The sequence below is a fragment of the Streptosporangium becharense genome (assembly GCF_014204985.1).
Taxonomy (GTDB): domain Bacteria; phylum Actinomycetota; class Actinomycetes; order Streptosporangiales; family Streptosporangiaceae; genus Streptosporangium; species Streptosporangium becharense.
The window spans coordinates 714,856-735,232 of the sequence record NZ_JACHMP010000001.1; the positions used below are offsets into that span (position 1 = coordinate 714,856).

Consider the following 20,377-nt stretch of genomic DNA (forward strand, 5'->3'; position numbering starts at 1 on the left):
GTTCGCGATGGGCCGGGCGTACGGCATGCCGGGCACATGACGGGCCGGGTGCGCTGTCTTCGGCGCGCTGTCTTCGGCGCGCTGTCCTCGGCGCCCGGTCCCGGAGCGCGGCGGGCGGAGCGCGGGTCACGGTGGATACCGGCTCATGCCCGGCGACCCGGTCTCCGCCGGGTGCCCGGGTGGCGGGCGCCCGGCGGGACGCGGTCGTCGACGGCCGTCCGGATGACGGACGGCCGCCTTTCCCGCGGTGAGGATCACCTGTGGTCATCCCCGCGGGGGCGTGGCGGCCGCGGTCCCGGGTGGCCCCGGGGTGCGCCGGGACCGCGGCGGAAAATCAGCCCGGGAGGGCCGTGACCGCCCCGGGGTGGAGACCCCCGGCGCGGTGGCGCCGGGGCCGGGCCCGGGGGTGACGGAGCCCCGGGACGGAGCCCTTTCGGCGCGGAAGCGCGGTGGCCGTTCCGGCCCCCGAACCCCCGCCCCCACCCCCGGACCGGAACCCCCCGGGGGGTCCTCAGCGCAGGAACGCCGCGGCCACCCCGGCATCGACCGGAATGTGCAACCCGGTGGTCTGGGTCAACTGGGTCAGCTGGAACACCGCCCCGGCGATATGCTCGGGCAGCACCTCCCGCTTCAACAACGTGCGCTGCGCGTAGTACTCCCCCAACTCCTCCTCCGCCACCCCGTACACCGCGGCCCGGTTGGCCCCCCACCCCGAGGCGAAGATCCCCGACCCGCGCACCACCCCGTCCGGATTGATCCCGTTGACCCGGATCCCGTACCGGCCCAGCTCCGCGGCCAGCAACCGCACCTGATGCGCCTGATCGGCCTTGGCCGCCCCATAGGCCACGTTGTTCGGCCCGGCGAACACCGCGTTCTTCGAGGCGATGTACACCAGCTCCCCGCCCATGCCCTGCTCGATCATCACCCGGGCGCTCTCCCGCGCCACCAGGAACGACCCGCGGGCCATCACGTCATGCTGCAGGTCCCAGTCGGCCACACTGGTCTCCAGCAGCGACCGCGACAACGACAACCCGGCGTTGTTGACCACCAGGTCCACCCCGCCGAAGGCCAGCACCGCCGCCCGCACCGCGGCGATCACCTGCGCCTCGTCGGTGACGTCCACCTCCACCGCGACCGCCACGTCCGCCACCCGATGCGCACCCGCGCCGATCTGCCCGGCCACCGCCTCGGCGGCGGCCACATCCCGGTCGGCCACCACCACGCACGCCCCCTCCGCGGCCAACCGGCGCGCGGTGGCCGCGCCGATCCCGGACCCGCCGCCGGTGACCAGCGCCACCCGCGCCGCCAGCGGCCGCGGCGCCGGCATCCGGCGCAGCTTGGCCTCCTCCAGCTCCCAGTACTCGATGCGGAACTTCTCCGCCTCCTCAATCGGCGCATACGCCGACACCGCCTCGGCACCGCGCATCACGTTGATCGCGTTGAGGTAGAACTCCCCGGCCACCCGGGCGGTCTGCTTGTCCTTGCCGAAGGAGAACATGCCCACCCCGGGCACCAAAACGATCGCCGGGTCCGCGCCGCGCATCGCCGGCGAGGACGCGGTGGCGTGCCGGGCGTAGTAGGCGGCGTAGTCGGCCCGGTAGGCGGCGTGCAACTCGCGCAACCGCTCGATCGCCTGCTCCAGCGGGGCGGTGGCCGGCAGGTCCAGCACCAGCGGCGCCACCTTGGTACGCAGGAAATGATCCGGGCAGGAGGTGCCCAGCGCGGCCAACCGCGCATGCTCGGCCCGCGACAGGAAGTCCAGCACCTCGAAGGTGGCGGTGTAGTGGCCCACCTGGGCGGCGTCGGTGGAGGCCAGACCGCGGACCACCGGCAGCAGCGCCGCGGCCCGCGCCAGCCGCTCCTGCTCGCCCAGCGGCTCATAACCGGCCAGCACCGGCCCGAACGGGTCCGGGCGGCCGTGCTCGGCGAGGTAGGCCTCCGCGGTGCGGATGATCTCCAGCGAGTTGGCCTGGCACTGCTGCGAGGTCTCCCCCCAGGCGGTGATGCCGTGCCCGCCCAGGATGCATCCGATCGCCTGCGGATGCGCCGCCTGGATCGCGGCGATGTCCAGGCCCAGCTGGAACCCGGGCCGCCGCCACGGCACCCACACCACCCGGTCGCCGAAGATCCGCGTGGTCAGCTCCTCACCGTCGGCCGCGGTGGCGATCGCGATACCGGCGTCGGGATGCAGGTGGTCCACGTGCGCGGCCTGGATCAGGCCGTGCATCGCGGTGTCGATCGACGGCGCCGCCCCGCCGGGCCCGAAGGCGCAGAAATCGAACGCGGCGACCATCTCGTCCTCCCGGTCCACCCCCGGGTACACGCCGCTCAGCGCGCGCAGCCGGTCCAGGCGCAGCACCGCCAGCCCGGCCTCGCGCAGCGTGCCCAGGTCACCGCCGGAGCCCTTGACCCACATCAGCTCCACCGGCGTGCCGGTGACCGGATCGACCGCGGTGCCCTTGGCCGAGGTGTTCCCACCCGCGAAGTTCGTGTTGCGCGGATCGGCACCCAACGCGTGCGACCGCCGCAACAGCTCCTCAACCGGAGTTGTCATGAAATATCCCCCAACGAATCAACCGTGATCTCGGAATGCCGGGCGGGTCTCAGGCGCCCCAGCCCGCCTGGTTGCCCCCGACGCGCTCGGCGGCGATCTTCTCGAAGTAGCCCGAACGCGCGTAGGCGGCCATCGGGTCGGGGTCCAGTCCCTGCTCGACGCGCACCTCCGCCAGGATCGGACGCACGTCGGTGTTGTAGGCGTCCATGAACACCGCGTTGGCGCCGAGCACGTCACCGGCGGCCTGCGCGGCCGACAGCGCCTCGCGGTCGACCAGCAGGGCCTTGGCCGTGGCCTCCTGGATGTTCATCACCGACCGGATCTGGCCGGGGATCTTCGCCTCGATGTTGTGGCACTGGTCCAGCATGAACGCCACGTCCTCGGTGTACCCGCCGCCGCGGATCACCTCGAACATGATCCGGAACAGCTGGAACGGGTCGGCGGCCCCCGCCATCAGGTCGTCGTCGGCGTAGAAGCGGGAGTTGAAGTCGAACCCGCCGAGCTTGCCCTCGCGGAGCAGGAACGCCACGATGAACTCGATGTTGGTGCCCGGCGCGTGGTGGCCGGTGTCGACGACCACCTGCGCCTTGGGACCGAGCTTGACGCAGTGGGCGTAGGCGGTCCCCCAGTCGGGCACGTCGGTGGTGTAGAAGGCCGGCTCGAAGAGCTTGTACTCCAGCAGGAACCGCTGGTCGTCGCCCAGCCGGTCATAGACCTCGGCCAGCGCCTCGGCCAGCCGGTCCTGCCGGGAGCGGATGTCGTCCTGGCCGGGGTAGTTCGTGCCGTCGGAGAACCACAGCTTGAGGGTGTCGGAGCCGGTGGCGTCCATGATGTCGACGCACTCCAGCAGGTGGTCGGTCGCCTTGCGGCGCACCCGCGGATCCGGGTTGGTCACGCTGCCCAGCATGTAGTCGTCGTCCTGGAAGACGTTGGAGTTGATCGCACCGATCCGCACACCGAGGTTCGACGCGTGCGCGGCCAGGTCGGCGTAGTCGTCGACCTTGTCCCACGGGATGTGCAGCGCCACGCTCGGCGCGGCCCCCGTGTGGGCGTGCACCTGGGCGGCGTCGGCCAGCTTCTCGTACGGATCCCGCGGCACCCCCCGCTGGGCGAACACCTTGAACCGGGTGCCGCTGTTGCCGTACGCCCAGGACGGGGTCTCGATGGCCTGCGCCCGCAGGGCGGCCTTGATGTCGCTCATCGAAGCTCCGGGGCGGCCACGGCGTCGGCCGGGGCGGCCCCTCCTCCTATCTGCCTGATCCGGTGGGGATGCGCGTGCTCACGGTGCCCGGGACCCGCCGCCGCGCGGGGCGGCGGGTTCCGGCCGGGCGGACGGCGCGCGGGTCGAGGCGCCGTGCCCGGGTGTCCGTCAGAAGTCGAACTGGTCGATGTTGCCCTTGTCGAAGACGAAGGGCGGGCCGAGGATGATCTCGCCGTCCTTGCCGACGGTCCGCTCGCCGAGCTTGCCCGCCTTGAGCACCTCGCCCTCGGCGCCGGTGATCTGGCCCGAGGCCAGCGCGGCGGCCGCGTAGGAGGCCAGGTAGCCCAGGTCCTTCGGGTTCCACAGGGCGAACTTCTCGACCGTGCCGTCCTTGACGAACTGCCGCATCTGGTTCGGGGTGCCGAGGCCGGTCAGCACGACCTTGCCCTTGTACTTGGAACCGGAGATGTAGCGGGCCGCGGCCGAGATGCCGACCGTGGTGGGCGAGATGATGCCCTTGAGGTTCGGGTATGCCTGCAGCAGACCCTGGGTCTCCTGGAAGGACTTCTGGTCGTCGTCGTCGCCGTAGGCGACCTTGACGAGCTTCATGTCCTTGTACTCGGGCTTGCCGAGCTCGTCCTTCATGAACTCGATCCAGGTGTTCTGGTTCGTCGCGTTCGCCGTCGCCGACAGGATCGCGATCTCACCCTTGCTGCCGATCATCTCGGACAGCAGCTTGACCTGGCTGCGGCCGATCTCCTCGGAGTTGGCCTGGTTGATGAAGATGTCGCGGCAGTCCTTGGAGGCGTCCGAGTCGTACGAGACGATCTTGACGCCCTTGCTGCGGGCCTGCTGGAGCGGGCCGCACACCGCGTTGGCGTCGTTGGCCGCGATCAGGATCGCGTCGTGCCCCTGCTGGGTCAGCGTGTTGATGTACGACACCTGCGAGGAGGCGGAGGCGTCCGACGGGCCGACCTCCTTGGCCTCGCCCTTGAACTCCGCCGCCGCCTCGATGCCCGCCTTGTCGACGATGGTCTCGTACGGGTTGTTGATCTGCTTGGGCAGGAAGGCGAGCTTCAGGCCCTCCTTGATCGGCGCGTTCGGGTTGGCCGTGGCCGGTGCCGAGGAGGCGGGGGCGGCCGGGGCGGCCGAGCTCGCCGAGTCCTTGGTGGTGCCGCCGCCGCAGGCGACGAGTCCGAGCGAGAGCAGGCCGGCCATGACCGTGGTCGAGGCGGACCTCCGGGAGAAGGTGAACATCAGTACTTCCTCAGGATGCGGGGGGTGCGGGCGATGGAACGGGCGACGGACGGCGCCGTCGTTGCCCTATGACGGCGACGAGGCGCGGGGTGATCACCGAGATGATCAGGAGCAGTCCGGTGACGATCGACTGGATCTCAGTGGACACGTCGTTGAGCATGAGCAGGTTGCGGAGCAGGCCGATGAGCAGCACTCCGGCGATCACACCGCCGAGGGTGCCCCGGCCGCCGTCGAAGTCGACGCCGCCCAGCAGCACGGCCGCGATGACGGCCAGCTCCAGGCCCATGCCGTTGTCGGCGCGGGCGCTGCCGTAGCGGAGCGTGAAGACCACGCCCGCGAAGGCCGCGACCGTGCCGGAGAGCACGAACAGGATGAGCTTGACGCGCTTGACCCGGATGCCGGCGAACAGCGCGGCCTCCTCCTGCGCGCCGATGGCGAACAGGGAACGGCCGAAGCCGGTGGCGTGCAGCACCACGGCGGTGATGATCGCGAGCAGGATGAACAGCGCGACCGGGTACGGGATCGGGGTGCCGGGGATGTCGTCCACGGCGAGGGAGGTGTACTGCTGCGGGAACTCGGCGATGGCCCGGTCCCCGAGCACCACGTAGGCCAGGCCCCGGTAGAGGGCCAGGGTGCCGATCGTCACCGCCAGCGAGGGCAGTCCGAGCCGGGTCACCAGCAGGCCGTTGACCAGGCCGCAGGCCGCGCCGATCACGACCACCAGCGGGATGATCGTCTCGATGGCCCATCCGGCGTCCCACAGGGCGCCGACCAGCGCGCTCGACAGGCCGAGCACCGAGGCCACCGACAGGTCCACCTCGGCGGCGACGACCAGCATGGTCATCGCCAGCGCGATCAGCGCGATCTCCCCCAGGTCGCCGAGGGCGAAGGACAGGTTGTCGATGCTCGCGAAGCCGGGCGAGGACGCCGAGCCGCCGATGAAGACGAGCACCAGCAGCAGGCCGACCAGCGTGTCCCAGCGGAGGAAGCGGCCGAACGAGCCGCGCTCCGCCGCACCGGCGGGGGGCAGGGCGGCCACTCCGCCCGCGGGTTGCGCGGTTTTCACGTCAGGAGCCATGTCGGGAGTTCCTCCTTCGCAGTACTCTCGCGACACGCAGGGCGAGCAGCCGGTCGACGCTGATCGCCAGCAGCAGCAGCGCGCCGGTGATGGCCTGCTGCCAGAACGGGCTGACCTTGAGCACGACGAGCGCGCTGGTGATCGTGGTCAGCAGCAGCGCGCCGAGGGCCGCGCCGTACACGGTGCCGACACCTCCGGTGATCGCCACACCGCCGACGACGACGGCGCTGACCACCTGGAGCTCCCAGCCGTTGGCGGCGTCGGCGACGACGGTGCCGAACCGGGAGAGCCAGAGCACTCCGGCCAGACCGGCGAGCGCGCCGCTGAAGAGATAGGCCGCCATGACGCGGCGCCGCACGGACACCCCGGCCAGCGACGCGGCCTCCGGACTGGAGCCGATGGCGTAGAAGTCACGGCCGGAGGCGTAGGAACGCAGGTAGTAGCCGACGGCGAACATCACCACGACGGCGATCAGCGGCAGGTACGGGATGCCGAGGACCGAGCCGTTGCCCAGCGACAGCAGCGCCGGGGGCAGGTCGACGGCGTTGATCTGCCGGCCGTGGGCGATGTAGTGGTCGACGCCCTGGATCACGTACAGCGTGCCGAGCGTCACCACCAGGGCCGGGACCCGGCCGAAGCTGACCAGCAGGCCGTTGACCAGGCCGCAGAGCGCGCCGAGCGCGACGCCCAGGACGACGGCGAAGACGATGCCCCGGCTGTGGTCGGCGGCGAGGAAGTCGCCGACGGTGAAGGCCACCAGGCCGACGACCGAGCCGACCGACAGGTCGATGTTCCTGGTGATGACCACGACGGACTGGCCGACGGCGAGCAGCACCAGGATGGAGGCGTTCAGGAAGATGTCCTTGAGGCCCTGCTCGGACAGGAAGTTGCCGTTGACGCCCGCGGTGACCGCGACCAGGGCCGCCAACGCCACCACGATGCTCAGCTCACGGGCCCGGAACACCAGGTCCACCACGTTGCGGGGGCTGCGTCCCGCGGTGACGGCGGTCATACGGTGCCCTCCGCGGTGCCGTACCCGCCGCTCACAGTGCTCTCACGGCCCTCGTGGCCCTCGCATCTGCCGATCACGAGGCCCTCCCGGTCGCTGCGGTCATCACGCTCTCCTCGGTGGCCCGCTCCCGCGGGATCTCGGCGACGATCCGCCCCTCCTGCATGACGAGCACCCGGTCGGCCATGCCCAGCACCTCGGGCAGGTCGGAGGAGATCATCAGCACGGCGAGACCGTCGGCGGCCAGCTGGGACAGCAGGCGGTGCACCTCGGCCTTGGTGCCCACGTCGATGCCCCGGGTGGGCTCGTCGATGATGAGCACGTCGGGCTCGGTGGACAGCCACTTGCCCAGCACGACCTTCTGCTGGTTGCCGCCGGACAGCACGTTCACCGCGTCCGACAGCCGGTTGAACTTGAGCTGGAGCCGGACGGCCCAGTCACGGGCGCGGTCACGCTCCGCGGTGCGGGAGATCACCGGGCCGCGGCGCAGCGCCTTCAGGCCGGTGATGCCGATGTTGCGCTCGATGGAGTGGTCCATGACCAGGCCCTGCTGGCGCCGGTCCTCGGGGACCAGGGCCAGGCCCGCGGACATCGCCGCGGTCGGGGACGCGACCGGCAGCCGCCTGCCGTTGACCTCCACGCTCCCGGCGTCCCAGCGGTCCACGCCGAAGATCGCGCGGGCGACCTCGCTGCGTCCGGCGCCGACCAGTCCGGCCAGCGCCACGATCTCGCCGCGCCGGACCTCGAAGGAGACGTCGGTGAACACGCCCTCGCGGGTGAGGCGGGCGACCTTGAGCGCGACCTCGCCGACCTGGGTCTCCTGCTTGGGATAGAGGTTGTCCAGGTCCCGGCCGACCATCCGGCGGATCAGGTCGTCGTGGGTCAGGCCCCGGACCGGCTCGCTGGCGATCCAGGCGCCGTCGCGCAGGGTGGTGACCCGCTGGCAGAGCTCGAAGATCTCGTCCAGGCGGTGCGAGATGAACAGCAGCGCGCATCCCTGCTCGCGCAGGGCCTTGACCACGTTGAACAGCCGGGCCACCTCGTTGCCGGACAGCGCCGCGGTGGGTTCGTCCATGATGAGCACCCGGGCGTCCCGGGAGAGCGCCTTGGCGATCTCCACGAGCTGCTGGTCGGCGATGGACAGGCCGCGGGCCGGCTGCTCGGGGTCGAGGGCCACGCCGAGCCGCTTGAACAGCTCGGCGGCGCGCTCGTGCATGGTCTTGCGGTCGATGCGGCCGAGTGCGAGCTTGGGCTGGCGGCCGATGAAGATGTTCTCGGCGACCGACAGGTCGGGGAACATCGTGGGTTCCTGGTAGATCACGGCCACACCCGCCTGCTGGGCGTCGGCGGGGCTGTTGAACTCCACCGGCTGGCCGTCCAGCAGGACCTGCCCGGTGTCCGGGCGGTGCACACCGGCCAGGGTCTTCACCAAGGTGGACTTGCCCGCGCCGTTCTCTCCGGCGAGGGCGTGCGCCTCCCCGGCGTACAGGTGCAGGGAGACACCCCGCAACGCCTGCACGGCGCCGAACGCCTTGCTGACCCCGGTCAGCGCCAGGACCGGAGGGGTCTCGTCGGGGGGCGGCCCGAGTGGCGCCTCCCCTTCGCCCGGTGCAGTCACCGCGCCACACCCCTTCCTTGGTCTAAAAACGTTTTAGAAGATTGAGCGGACGCTAATCCGCGAGGTCAGACCTTGTCAATGGGGAGTGAATCTCTCGTTTCCAACGCGTTACGACGATCTCGCAGGCAGCGGGGCACCTGGCCGGATGTCATCTTTGGGTAAGGTCTTGCCCACATCGGATAACACGTTTTAATCTGTGCCGGGTCGAGGGGGGCAGCGGTTGAGCGGCGTCAGCATCAGGGAGGTCGCTCGTGCCGCCGGCGTGTCCCCGGGCACGGTGTCCAACGTGCTCAACCGGCCGGAGCGGGTCGCTCCCGTGACCCGGGAGCGCGTCAGGCGCGTGATCCACGAGCTGGGCTTCGTCCGGCACGGCTCGGCCTCGACGCTGCGCGCCGGGCACAGCCGCACCATCGGCCTGTCGCTGATGGACATCGGCAACCCGTTCTTCACCGACGTGGCCGCCGGGGCGGAGGACGTCGCCAGCGAGCTCGGCTACGCGGTGATCCTCGGCAACTCGGGCGGCTCCCCGGCCAAGGAGGAGCACAACCTGCGTGTGTTCGCCGAACACCGGGTACGCGGCGTGCTCATCACACCCTCGGACGGCGACCCGCGGCGGCTCGACGGGCTGCGCGAGCACGGCATCAGCGTGGTGCTCGTCGACCACCCGGCGCACCGGCCCGACCTGTGCTCGGTGACCGTCGACGACGTGGCGGGCGGCCGGCTGGCCGCCGGTCACCTGCTCGACCGCGGCGCCCGGCGGATCTGCCACGTGACCGGCCCGCTGACCATCCGGCAGTGCCGCGACCGCAGGAAAGGCGCGTGGCGGGCCATGGCCGCCGCGGGCCTCGATCCGGAGACCGCGCTGGAGACCGTGCAGGCGCCCGCGATGACCGCCCGAGCCGGCCAGGAGGCGGCCGAACGGCTGGTCGCCTCCGGGCGGCTGCCCGAGGCGGTCTTCTGCGCCAACGACATGCTCGCCCTCGGCGTGCTGCGCGGCCTGCACCAGGCCGGGATCGGCGTGCCCCGCGACGTGGCCCTGATCGGCTACGACGACATCGACTTCGCGGTGGCCTCGGCGGTGTCACTCAGCTCGATCCGGCAGCCGACCTACGAACTCGGGCGGATCGCCACCGAGCTGCTGCTGGACGAGTGCGGCAACCCCGGCGAGCACGCCCACCGGCAGATCATGTTCCAGCCCGAGCTGGTCGCCCGCGAGTCCACCGGCTGAAGGACCGGACGGGACTGCGGCGGCCACCCGACCACGAGTGGTGAGTGACGAATGAGTGTTTACGCGGCGGTCGACCTGGGAGCGTCCAGCGGCCGGGTGATGACGGCGCGGATCGACGGTGAGCGGATCGACCTGACCGAGGTGCACCGCTTCGCCAACCGTCCGGTCCGGGTCGGCGGCACCCTGCACTGGGACATCCTCGCCCTGTACCGGGGGGTGCTCGACGGGCTGCGCGAGGCGGGACCGGTCGACTCGATCGGCATCGACTCCTGGGCGGTCGACTACGGCCTGCTCGACGGCGCGGGGCGGCTCGTCGGCAACCCGGTGCACTACCGCGACGGGCGGACCGAGGGGGTCATGGAGCGGGCCGTCGCCGAACTGGGGGCCGACACGCTCTACCAGGTCGGCGGGCTGCAGTTCCTGCCGTTCAACACCGTCTACCAGCTCCTCGCCGAACCGAGCCTCGACCGGGCCGAGACGCTGCTGATGATCCCGGACCTGCTGACCCACTGGCTGACCGGTTCCGTCGGCGCCGAGGTCACCAACGCCTCCACCACCGGCCTCTACGACGTGCGGACCGGCGACTGGGCCCGGGGCCTGGCCGGGCGGCTGGGCCTGCCGGCCGGGATCCTGCCCGGTCTGCGGCACCCCGGCTCGCCCGCCGGGACGCTCCTGGCCGACGTCGCCGCGGAGACCGGGCTGCCCGCTTCCACCCCGGTCACCGCGGTCGCCTCGCACGACACCGCCTCCGCGGTGGTGGCCGTGCCCGCGAGCACCGGGAAGTTCGCCTACATCTCCTCCGGCACCTGGTCCCTCGTCGGGCTCGAACTCCCCGGGCCCGTCCTGACCGAGGAGAGCCGCCTGGCCAACTTCACCAACGAGGGCGGCCTCGACGGCACCATCCGTTACCTGCGCAACGTGATGGGCCTGTGGATCCTGCAGGAGTGCATGCGCGCCTGGGGCGAGACCGACGTGGCGGGAATGCTCGACGCCGCCGCCCAGGTCCCGCCGTTCGAGACGGTGATCGACCCCGACGACCCGGCCTTCCTGCCGCCCGGTGACATGCCGGCCCGGATCGCCGCGTACTGCGAGCGCACCGGCCAGCGGCCCCCGCGGGACCGGGCACGGACCGTACGGTGCGTGCTGGAGAGCCTGGCGCTGGCCTACCGGCGCACGCTGCGCGACGCGGTGCGCCTCAGCGGCCAGGACGTGGAGGTCGTGCACGTGGTGGGCGGCGGGGCCCGCAACGAGCTGCTGTGCCGGATGACCGCCGACGCCACCGGCCTGCCGGTGGTCGCCGGGCCGGTGGAGGCGGCCGCCCTCGGCAACGCGCTCGTCCAGGCCCGCGCGCAGGGCGTGGTCTCCGACATCCGTGCCCTGGTACGGCAGAGCGAGCAGCCCGTCACCTACCTGCCCGAGGGCGGCCAGGAACCGTGGGCCCGCGCGCAGGAGCGGCTGGCCCCCCGCTGACGGCGCCGGCCGAGGCGCCGTCGGCGGGCGCCCCGGAGCCGTGCCGCCTCCCGGGCGGAGGCCTCGGAGGCACCCCGGCCTCGCCGTTCCGGGAGGATTCCTCCACTGTTCCCGGAAAGCCTCCCGGCCTCACCGCCCCGTGACCGCCGTTCCCGGAAAGCCTCCCGGCCTCACCGCCCCGTGACCGCCGTTCCCGGAAAGCCTCCCGGCCTCACCGCCCCGCGGCGGGGCGCCGGAGGCGGTAGAGCACGTGCCGCCGGAGCGGGCTGCCCTCGGCGACCTGCGGGTGGTCGAAGTCGTCGGCCGGGTCTCTGGTCATCCCCAGGCGTTCCATCACCGCCCGGGAGCGCAGGTTGCCCACCGCCGTCATGGAGATGATCTCCTCCTGCCCGGCGGGGCCGAAGCCGTGGTCGAGGGCGGCGCGGGCGGCCTCGGTCGCGTAGCCGTGGCCCCAGGCGGAGCGGGCCAGGCGCCAGCCGACTTCCAGCGCCGGGGTGAAGGGCGCCTCGAAGGTCTTCCACGCGAGGCCGGTGAAGCCGGCGAACTCCCCTGTCGCCCGCACCTCCAGCGCCCACCGGCTGTAGCCGTACCGGTCGAAGTCGGCCTCGAACTGGTCGACCAGCGCGTCGGACTCGCTCCGGGTGAGCGGCGCGGGGAAGTACTCCATGACCTCGGGGTCGGCGTTCATGGCCGCGAAGGGCTCCAGGTCGTCCGGCCGCCATCTGCGCAGGACGAGCCGGTCGGTCGATATGGGTTCCACTGGACTCCCCCTGATGTTTCGGTCTTGTCGGCCGACCCGCGCCGGGCGGACTCACCGGCGGGGAGGCATGGGGAGTATAGGCCCGCCGCCGGTCGCGTCCCTCCCGCGGCGAACCTCCGCAAACCCCGGAAAGGCCGGGGAGACCCGTGGAAGCCCGCCGGAGTCCGCGGAAGCGAGGAGGCGGGGCGGCCCGGGGCGTGGGACGGTGTCGCTTCCCGGTCACGCCTGACACGCCGGAGACGGAGGAAGCGGAATAAGCACCGGCGGGCGTCGGTTAGAGTAAGCGTGCCGATGTGGTTTGTGTCCCCCGGGCCGCAAATTACCGCCTTCACGGAATACCGTTCGGCTGGAGCCGTGTTGTGCCTCTCGCCGAGGAGGCGACCGCCACATCGGCACCACAACGTCATGACGCCCCGCGAGCGCTCCGGCCTCGTGGGGTGTCTGCTTTTCCGGCCTCCCCGGACACCTTTCGTGGTTCCTCCGGCGGAGAGACCCGCTTTTGGAGGAGGGCTACAAACAGCCGGGCCGCTCTTGTACTGGTGCCCACAACCCTGGGCCGTCGGGCCACCACCTAGTGTGGTGATCCCGTCTCATGAGGAGAGCCTGTGCTCTATCGCCTGACCAAGATCGTCAGCGCCCCGGTCCTGCACCTGCTCTGGCCGACCACGGTCACCGGGCACGAGCACGTCCCGACGACGGGTCCGGCCATCATGGCCTCCAACCACCTGTCGGTGGTCGACTCCACCTTCCTGCCGCTGGTGCTCCGGCGCCAGGTCCGTTTCGTCGCCAAGGCCGAGTACTTCACCGGCAATCCCGTCACCGCGATGTGGATGCGGGCCACCGGGCAGATCGCCATCGACCGGCAGAGCCCCACCGCCGCCCAGGACATGCTCGACACCGCCGCGCGGGTGCTGCGCGGCGGTGAGTTGTTCGGCATCTACCCCGAGGGCACCCGCTCCCCCGACGGCCGCCTGTACCGGGGAAAGGTCGGCGTCGCCTGGCTGGCCCTGGCCACCGGCGCGCCGGTGCTGCCGGTGGGGATGGTCGGCACCGACAAGGTGCTGCCGATCGGCACCTCGGTGCCCCGGCTGGGCCGGGTGCAGGTCCACATCGGCAAGCCGATGACCTTCACCGGCTCCGAGACCAGCGCGCGCGACCGGCGCCGGGTGACCGACGAGATCATGGCGGCGATCCGGGACCTGTCCGGGCAGGAGTACGTGAGCAGCTACGCCCCCAGCCGCACCCAGGACAAATGATCCTTTAGCCGGATACCCCGCTTCGATCGCGCTAGGCTGCGGCCTTTGGGCACGAAGAACTGGGGGTGATCCGGTGCCGCGAGGCAGAACGATCGCAGTCGGGACGGCGGCCGCGGTGCTGGTGGCGGGGGCCGCCGGTGGAGGCGCGTGGTGGTACCTGCACACCAGGGGCACCCCGCAGGAGACGGCCCAGCGGTTCGTCCAGGCGTGGCAACGCGGCGACCTGGCCGCCATGCGCGCCGAGCTGGGCACGCCCGATCCGGCGTTCGCCGCGACGTACGACGGCATGCGCAAGGCCTTGGCGGTCGAGAGCACCCGCGTCCGGCTCGACGGGGTGCGCGAGACCGGTGACGGCACCGGACGGGCCTCGTACACCGCCACGCTGAAGCTCAAGGACGTCGGCGAGTGGAGTTACTCCGGCTCCGTCGACCTGTCGGTCGTCGACCGGCACTGGCGCGTCAGGTGGTCGCCCGCCGCCGTCCATCCCGACCTGACCGGCGGCACGTCGTTCGCGTTGAAGACCGAGTGGCCGAAGCGGGCCGGGATCACCGCGGCGGACGGCGAGCGCATCGACGGCGGTGACGTGGGCGGCTCGGTGCAGCAGATCGCCGGCTATGTGGACAAGGCCACGAAGAAGGAGGCCGAGAAGCTCGGCCCGTCCTACCGGGCCGGTGACACGATCGGGAAGAGCGGGCTCCAGGCCGCCTTCCAGGGGCGTCTGGCCGGCATCCCCACCACCCGGATCCAGCTGGTCGGCCCGGACAAGAAGATCGTCAAGACCGTCGGCGAGATCGAGGGCGCCGACGGCGAGGAACTGCGGACCACCCTGGAGCTGAAGGTCCAGCGAGCCGGTGTCTCGGCGATCCGCGACCTGAAGAAGGCCGCCGCGCTGGTGGCGATCCGCCCCTCGACCGGCGAGATCCTCGCGGTGGTCAACAACCGGGGCGGTTTCGACCGGGCATTGAACGGCAACTACCCGCCCGGCTCGACCCTGAAGGCGGTCACCGCCGTGGGACTGCTCGTGGAGGGCATGTCCCCCGACGACCGGGTCACCTGCCCCAAGAACGTCACGGTCGGCGGCCTGCCCATCCGCAACTCCGACCACGCCGCCTACGGGGAGGTGTCGTTCTCCGACTCCTTCGCCCACTCCTGCAACACCACCTTCGCCCCGCTCGCCGAGCGGCGGCTGGGGGCCGACAAGCTGCTGCGCACCGCCGAGCTGTTCGGCTTCAACCAGCCGCTCGACATCGGCGTCCCGGCCGCCGAAGGCAGTTTCCCCCGGGCGCAGAGCGACGCGGAACTGGCCGCGGAGTCGTTCGGCCAGGGCCGGGTCACCGCCAGCCCGCTGGTGATGGCCTCGGTCGCCGCCGCCCTCGCCGACGGCACCTGGCGCCCGCCGACGCTGGTCACCTCGATCAAGCAGAAGGCGGAGCCGAAACCGCTCCCCGAGGGCGTCACGCCGCAGATCCACCGGATGATGTCCGCGGTGGTCACCAGGGGCACGGCCAAGAAGGCGAACCTGCCGCCGGGCACCCGGGGCAAGACCGGCACCGCCGAGTTCGGCCCACAGGACGACCTGAAGACCCACGCGTGGTTCATGGGTTTCCGTGACGACGTGGCCTTCGCGGTGATCGTCGAGGAGGGTTCCGGCGGCGGCGCGGTCGCCGCCCCGGTGGCCGCCGACTTCCTCCGTGCCCTCGGATGACCGGCCCGTGCCCGGTGGGTGCGGCCGGAGGAGCGGCCCGTGCCCGGCGGGTGCGGCCGGAGGTCAGAACGGGAGCGCCGCCACCGTCTCGTGCCGCAGGACCAGCACGAAGAGCGTGGCGATCAACACCGCGATCAGCAGCCAGCTGAACACGATGATGACCGTCGAGCGGCGGAGGGCTCCCATGGCCCTGCCCCTGACGGGCGGCCTTCTGTCCGCACGCCTGCGGCGGCCGTTCTCCGTGCGCCGGACGCGCTCGTTGAACGACTCCAGCCGCGCGGCGAGTCGCGGATCCTCATCGATGAGGTGGCGCTCGATCTGGAGCAGCATCCGCTCCTCGTCCTGCGACCAGGCCATGCAACACCTCCCCGGAACGCAAGCCGTGTGCCGACGTTCTGCCCAATCGTGAAGATCGTTATCCGTTCCGAGGGCTGCGATTTACCTCTTCTTTCCGTCGGCGCCGTCGGCATGTCCGATCATGCGTTTCCCAGGTCACCGGATGGGTGACGCCGCGCCCGGCGCTGGCTTACGGCCTTTCACGACGATCTCGACATTCCCGTCTCTTCACCTTCATCACACATGTCACATCATTGGCCCCGCAATCGCCCGCTCTCCCGCCGGTTCCGACCACGACCCGGGTTGCGCGGCACCACGCCGGGGAGGGGGACAATGACCGATGAGCTTGTCGATCGAGCGGGCGGTCGTCCTCCGCCGTGACGCGGAGACCGGGCGGCGCACCCGCGATCGGCGGGACACCCGGCCCCCGCAGGCGTGCGATCATGACCGGACGCCCGGCGCGGACCCCGGCCGCCCGATCATGGAGTGAGACGATGCCCGCCTATCTGCGATTCCCGACGATCCTCGACGACGAGGTCGTCTTCGCCGCCGAGGACGACCTGTGGATGGTCCCCGCCGGCGGCGGGCGGGCCTTCCGGCTGACCGCCGGCGTGGCGGAGGCCGGGTACCCGCGTTTCTCCCCACGCGGCGACCTGATCGCCTTCGTCGGCGGCGAGGAGGGCCCGGAGGAGGTCTACGTGATGCCCGCCGACGGCGGCGCGGCCCGGCGGGTCACCTACCACGGGGCTCGTTCCGTCGTCGCCGGCTGGGACCCTGCCGGCGCGATCGTCTACGCCAGTGACGAGGGGCAGCCCTTCACCGGCCAGAAATGGCTGCACCGGGTCGAACCGGACGGCGTACCCGAACGCCTGCCGTACGGCCCGGCCAACTCCGTCTCCTACGGCCCCAGGATCGTGCTGGGCCGCAACACCGCCGACCCCGCGCGGTGGAAGCGCTACCGGGGCGGCACCGTGGGCGACCTGTGGATCCAGGACCGGGACGGCGAGCGGTTCCAGCGGCTGATCTCCCTGCCCGGCAACCTGGCCTCGCCCTGCTGGGCCGGGGAACGGATCCACTTCATCTCCGACCACGAGGGCGTCGGCAACGTCTACTCCTGCACCGCGGACGGCGGCGACCTGCGCAGGCACTCCGACCATGCCGACTTCTACGCCCGCAACCTGTCCGGCGACGGCCGCAGGCTGGTCTACCACGCCGGAGCGGCCCTCTACCTGGTCGAGGACGGCGAGTCACACCGGATCGACGTGCGGCTGCGCAGTTCCCGCACCCAGCGCAACCGCCGCTTCGCCCCCGCCGAGGAGTTCCTCGACGGCGCCACGCTCAGCCCCGACGGCAGCGCTCTGGCCGTCACCACCCACGGCAAGGCGTTCTCCTTCGCCGCCTGGGAGGGGCCCGTACGCCAGCACGGAGCCCCCTACGGCGTGCGGTACCGGATGCTGACCTGGCTCAACGACGGCGAGCGGCTCGTCGCGGCGGCGAGCGACGACGGCGACCGCGAGGTCCTGGTGATCCTCACCGCCGACGGGAGCACCGAACCGGTCCGCCTCGACCACCTCGACACCGGGCGTGTGACCGCGCTGGAGGTCTCCCCGGTGGCCGACCTGATCGCGGTGGCCAACCACCGCAACGAGCTCATCCTGGTCGACCTGCGCGCGGACGCCCCGGCGGGAGAGGACGGGCGGGAGGGCGGGCCCACCGCCGCGCGGGGCACCGTGGCCGACGTCAGCGGGTTCGGCGCGATCGAGGACCTCGCCTGGTCGCCCGACGGCCGCTGGCTCGCCTACGCCTGCCCCGTCACCGCGCAGACGACGGCGGTCAAGCTGTGCCGGGCCGAGACCGGCGAGACGTTCCCCGCCACCCGGCCGGTGCTGTGGGACGGTCGCCCCGCGTTCGACCCCGCCGGCGACTACCTCTACTTCATCGGCCGCCGTGTGTTCAACCCGGTCTATGACGAGCTCCAGTTCGACCTCGGCTTCCCGCTCGGCTCCCGGCCCTACGCGGTCGCGCTCCGCGCCGACGTCCGCTCGCCCTTCGTCCCCCTGCCCCGGCCGCTCAAGGGCGACGAGGACGACGAGGACGACGAGGACACCGGCGGCGGGGAGGACGGCGAGGACGGCGGCCCGCGCGAGGTGGTCGTCGACCCGGACGGCATCTGCGACCGGATCGTCGCCTTCCCCGTCCCCGAGGGCCGCTACGACGGCATCGCCGGGATCAAGGGCAAGGCCGTCTACCTGTCCTTCCCCGTCGAGGGCGGCCTGGGCGACGACTACGCCGACTCCTCCGACGGCACACTGCACGTCTACGACTTCGCCAAGCAGAAACAGGAGACCCTGGTCGGCGACGTCTCGGAGTTCCGGCTCGGCCGGGACGGGACGACCCTGCTCTACCAGGCCGACCGGCGGCTGCGGGTGATCAAGGCGGGCGAGGAGCCCGAGGACGACGACGCGCCGGGCCGCGCGAGCGGATGGGTGGACCTGTCGCGGGTGAAGGTGTCGATCCGCCCCGAGGCGGAGTGGCGGCAGATGTTCCGGGAGGCGTGGCGGCTCCAGCGGGAGCACTTCTGGACCGAGGACATGGCCGGGATCGACTGGGAGGGCGTCTACCGGCGGTACCTGCCGCTGGTGGACCGGGTGACCACCCGGGGAGAGTTCTCCGACCTGCTGTGGGAGCTGCTCGGCGAGCTCGGCACCTCCCACGCCTACGAGAGCGGCGGCGCCTACCGGCCCCGGCCCGACTACCGGCAGGGCAAGCTCGGCGTCGACTGGGCCTACGAGGACGGCGTCTACCGGATCGCCCGGATCGTCGGCGGCGACCGGTGGGACCCGGAGGCGACCTCCCCGCTCAACCGCCTCGGGGTGGACGTACGGCCGGGTGACGCGGTGCTGGCCGTCAACGGGCAGCCGGTCGGGCGGGACGCGAGCCCGGACGAGCGGCTGGTCAACCAGGCCGACCAGGAGGTCGAGCTCACGCTCATGCGCGGTGACGTCAGGCGGACCGTCATCGTCGGAGCCGTCGGCGACGAGCAGCCGGCCCGCTACCGCGACTGGGTGGAGGCCAACCGGGCCCGCTGCCACGAGCGCAGCGGCGGCCGGATCGGCTACCTGCACGTCCCCGACATGGGACCGGAGGGCTACGCCGAGTTCCACCGCGGCTTCCTGACCGAGTACGACCGCGAGGCGCTGGTGGTCGACGTCCGCTTCAACGGCGGCGGCCACGTCTCGGCACTGCTGCTGCAGAAGCTCTCCCGGCGCCGCCTGGGCTACGACTTCCCCCGGTGGGGCGTGCCCGAGCCCTACCCCGACGAGTCGCCGCGCGGCCCCATGGTGGCGATCACCAACGAGTGGGCGGGCTCCGACGGCGACATCTTCAGCCACACCTTCAAGCTGCTCGGGCTGGGCCCGCTGATCGGCAAACGCACCTGGGGCGGCGTGATCGGCGTCTGGCCCCGGCACCGGCTGGCGGACGGCACGGTCACCACCCAGCCGGAGTTCTCCTTCGCCTTCGACGACGTGGGCTGGCGGGTGGAGAACTACGGCACCGATCCCGACATCGAGGTCGACATCACCCCGCAGGACTACGCCAAGGGCGTCGACACCCAGTTGGAGAGGGCGATCGAGGTCGCCCTGGAGCGGCTGGACACGCATCCGCCCCACACGCCCAACCCGGCCGCGAGGCCCCGGCTCACGGTGCCGCGCCTGCCGCCCCGGGGAGGGAGGGCTCCCGCCCTGTGACGGCGGGCGGCGGGCGGCGGCGAGCGACGGGGGCGGCGGGCGGGCACGCGGGCGGGGCGCCGGTGCGGGACGGCCCGGTGCCCCGGCCCGATGACGGTCGCGGCGCGCTCCCGATCCGGCCGGGCGTGCCGGACGTCTCAGGGCGGGACGGCCGCGGCGCAGGCGGCGAGCCGGGCGGCCAAGGCCCGGACCTCGCCGCGCAACTCCTCCGGGGTGATCACCGTGAACGGCCGGCCGAGCCCGGCGAGCATCTGCGCCATCCCGTCCAGCCGCTCGGCGCGGGCGGCCAGCAGCACCCCGCCGGCCGTCTCGGTCAACGTCGCCGTCACGGCGGGGATCCGCCCCGCCGCCTCCCGTAGGGGCATGTCCAGCAGGACCTTCACCTCGTACCGGTACGGCACCGCCGACAGCGACCCCACCACCTGCGCCACCGGGTCGAAATCGGCCGGCTCCCCGAACCCCCGCCCGGTGGGCGTCGCACTCGCCACCCGGTCGACGCGGAAGGTCCGCACCTCCCCGCTGGCGTGGTCGAGCCCGGTCACGTACCAGCGTCCCGAGTGGAAGACGATCCCGTAGGGGTCCAGGTCCCGCTCGGAGTCGTCGCCCCGCCAGGAGCGGTAGGCCAGCCGGACCGTGATCCGGTCCCGGGCGGCACCGGCGAGGGCCAGGAGCGGCGCCGCCTTCGGGGCACTGCTCCGGGCCGCGACGGTGGTGTGGCCCAGCATCTCCGAGACCGCGTCGACGCGCTCGCGCAGCGACCGAGGGAGCACCCGCTGGATCTTGGCCAGCGCGCTCTCGGTCGCCGTCTCCCCCACCGCCAGCCCGGTCCGGCGTCCGGCCAGCAGACCGAGCACCACGGCCGTGGCCTCGTCGTCGGTGAGCATGAGCGGCGGCAGCCGGTAGCCGGGCAACAGCCGGTAGCCGCCGTAACGACCCCGTTCCGCCTCCACCGGGAGCCCGAGCTCCGACAGCCGCGCCGCGTAGCGCCGCACCGTGCGCTCGTCCACCTCCAGCCTCGCCGCGAGCTCCGGACCGGTCAGGCCCGGGGTCGCCTGCAACAGCTCCAGCAGGGCGAGCACCCGGGAGACGGTCATGGGAATTCCTTCCGAATCAGGACCGATACTGTCCGGATTCGATCCTACGGTGGACCCAGGCG

At 72.1% G+C, this 20,377-nt stretch carries 15 protein-coding genes; 6 read left to right on the top strand and 9 right to left on the bottom strand.

Annotated elements, in window-relative coordinates; translation table 11 throughout:
• Positions 1-511: 511 nt before the first annotated feature.
• The 6 genes from F4562_RS03135 to F4562_RS03160 all read right to left on the bottom strand — a co-directional run bounded on the left by F4562_RS03135 (position 512) and on the right by F4562_RS03160 (position 8,717).
• Entirely contained in the window at positions 512-2,554 is a 2,043-nt protein-coding gene (locus tag F4562_RS03135; protein ID WP_184854758.1) for a bifunctional aldolase/short-chain dehydrogenase, read from the bottom strand.
• A gap of 49 nt (positions 2,555-2,603) precedes the next feature.
• Positions 2,604-3,755 carry an L-rhamnose isomerase gene (rhaI, locus tag F4562_RS03140; protein ID WP_184548592.1) on the bottom strand — a complete coding sequence of 384 codons (1,152 nt, stop codon included), beginning with the start codon at positions 3,753-3,755 and terminating at the stop codon, positions 2,604-2,606.
• 168 nt (positions 3,756-3,923) lie between these two features.
• Positions 3,924-5,012 (bottom strand): rhamnose ABC transporter substrate-binding protein, encoded by a 1,089-nt coding sequence (gene rhaS, locus F4562_RS03145; RefSeq protein WP_184548593.1) that lies wholly within the window; start codon positions 5,010-5,012, stop codon positions 3,924-3,926.
• A gap of 10 nt (positions 5,013-5,022) precedes the next feature.
• The gene (locus tag F4562_RS03150) at positions 5,023-6,090 is read right to left on the bottom strand and encodes an ABC transporter permease (protein ID WP_184548594.1); all 1,068 of its coding nucleotides are present in this window, start codon (positions 6,088-6,090) and stop codon (positions 5,023-5,025) included.
• Complete coding sequence (locus F4562_RS03155) at positions 6,080-7,102, bottom strand: ABC transporter permease (RefSeq protein ID WP_184548595.1); 1,023 nt, start codon at positions 7,100-7,102, stop codon at positions 6,080-6,082. The genes F4562_RS03150 and F4562_RS03155 overlap by 11 nt, the downstream gene beginning before the upstream one ends.
• A gap of 73 nt (positions 7,103-7,175) precedes the next feature.
• Positions 7,176-8,717 carry a sugar ABC transporter ATP-binding protein gene (locus F4562_RS03160; RefSeq protein ID WP_184548596.1) on the bottom strand — a complete coding sequence of 514 codons (1,542 nt, stop codon included), beginning with the start codon at positions 8,715-8,717 and terminating at the stop codon, positions 7,176-7,178.
• 220 nt (positions 8,718-8,937) lie between these two features.
• On the opposite strand from F4562_RS03160, the gene F4562_RS03165 reads away from it, so the two are divergent.
• Positions 8,938-9,945, top strand: coding sequence for a LacI family DNA-binding transcriptional regulator (locus F4562_RS03165; protein WP_184548597.1), 1,008 nt, complete (start codon positions 8,938-8,940; stop codon positions 9,943-9,945).
• Between the two features lie 51 nt (positions 9,946-9,996).
• Entirely contained in the window at positions 9,997-11,415 is a 1,419-nt protein-coding gene (locus F4562_RS03170) for a rhamnulokinase (protein WP_184548599.1), read from the top strand.
• A 211-nt stretch (positions 11,416-11,626) separates the two neighbouring features.
• On the opposite strand, the gene F4562_RS03175 is transcribed toward F4562_RS03170, so the two are convergent.
• On the bottom strand, positions 11,627-12,175 hold the full coding sequence (locus F4562_RS03175; protein WP_311734295.1) for a GNAT family N-acetyltransferase: 549 nt from the start codon (positions 12,173-12,175) through the stop codon (positions 11,627-11,629).
• A gap of 605 nt (positions 12,176-12,780) precedes the next feature.
• On the opposite strand from F4562_RS03175, the gene F4562_RS03180 reads away from it, so the two are divergent.
• Both F4562_RS03180 and F4562_RS03185 read left to right on the top strand, forming a co-directional pair.
• Entirely contained in the window at positions 12,781-13,431 is a 651-nt protein-coding gene (locus F4562_RS03180) for a lysophospholipid acyltransferase family protein (protein WP_184548601.1), read from the top strand.
• Positions 13,432-13,504: 73 nt separating this feature from the next.
• Positions 13,505-15,136 carry a penicillin-binding transpeptidase domain-containing protein gene (locus F4562_RS03185; protein WP_184548603.1) on the top strand — a complete coding sequence of 544 codons (1,632 nt, stop codon included), beginning with the start codon at positions 13,505-13,507 and terminating at the stop codon, positions 15,134-15,136.
• A 63-nt stretch (positions 15,137-15,199) separates the two neighbouring features.
• On the opposite strand, the gene F4562_RS03190 is transcribed toward F4562_RS03185, so the two are convergent.
• Entirely contained in the window at positions 15,200-15,493 is a 294-nt protein-coding gene (locus tag F4562_RS03190) for a DUF3040 domain-containing protein (protein ID WP_184548605.1), read from the bottom strand.
• Between the two features lie 319 nt (positions 15,494-15,812).
• Between F4562_RS03190 and F4562_RS03195 the strand changes: the two genes are divergently transcribed.
• Complete coding sequence (locus F4562_RS03195; protein WP_184548607.1) at positions 15,813-15,962, top strand: hypothetical protein; 150 nt, start codon at positions 15,813-15,815, stop codon at positions 15,960-15,962.
• 4 nt (positions 15,963-15,966) lie between these two features.
• The gene (locus F4562_RS35635) at positions 15,967-19,221 is read left to right on the top strand and encodes a S41 family peptidase (RefSeq protein WP_184548609.1); all 3,255 of its coding nucleotides are present in this window, start codon (positions 15,967-15,969) and stop codon (positions 19,219-19,221) included.
• 137 nt (positions 19,222-19,358) lie between these two features.
• Here F4562_RS35635 and F4562_RS03205 read toward each other — a convergent pair whose 3' ends face one another.
• On the bottom strand, positions 19,359-20,315 hold the full coding sequence (locus F4562_RS03205) for a helix-turn-helix transcriptional regulator (RefSeq protein WP_184548611.1): 957 nt from the start codon (positions 20,313-20,315) through the stop codon (positions 19,359-19,361).
• Positions 20,316-20,377: the final 62 nt, after the last annotated feature.

Bases quoted from the DNA above. Each gene is read 5' to 3' on its own strand.
- F4562_RS03135 (WP_184854758.1), bottom strand. From the start codon at position 2,554: ATGACAACTCCGGTTGAGGAGCTGTTGCGGCGGTCGCACGCGTTGGGT.
- rhaI (WP_184548592.1), bottom strand. From the start codon at position 3,755: ATGAGCGACATCAAGGCCGCCCTGCGGGCGCAGGCCATCGAGACCCCG.
- rhaS (WP_184548593.1), bottom strand. From the start codon at position 5,012: ATGTTCACCTTCTCCCGGAGGTCCGCCTCGACCACGGTCATGGCCGGC.
- F4562_RS03150 (WP_184548594.1), bottom strand. From the start codon at position 6,090: ATGGCTCCTGACGTGAAAACCGCGCAACCCGCGGGCGGAGTGGCCGCC.
- F4562_RS03155 (WP_184548595.1), bottom strand. From the start codon at position 7,102: ATGACCGCCGTCACCGCGGGACGCAGCCCCCGCAACGTGGTGGACCTG.
- F4562_RS03170 (WP_184548599.1), top strand. From the start codon at position 9,997: ATGAGTGTTTACGCGGCGGTCGACCTGGGAGCGTCCAGCGGCCGGGTG.
- F4562_RS03190 (WP_184548605.1), bottom strand. From the start codon at position 15,493: ATGGCCTGGTCGCAGGACGAGGAGCGGATGCTGCTCCAGATCGAGCGC.
- F4562_RS03195 (WP_184548607.1), top strand. From the start codon at position 15,813: ATGAGCTTGTCGATCGAGCGGGCGGTCGTCCTCCGCCGTGACGCGGAG.
- F4562_RS35635 (WP_184548609.1), top strand. From the start codon at position 15,967: ATGCCCGCCTATCTGCGATTCCCGACGATCCTCGACGACGAGGTCGTC.
- F4562_RS03205 (WP_184548611.1), bottom strand. From the start codon at position 20,315: ATGACCGTCTCCCGGGTGCTCGCCCTGCTGGAGCTGTTGCAGGCGACC.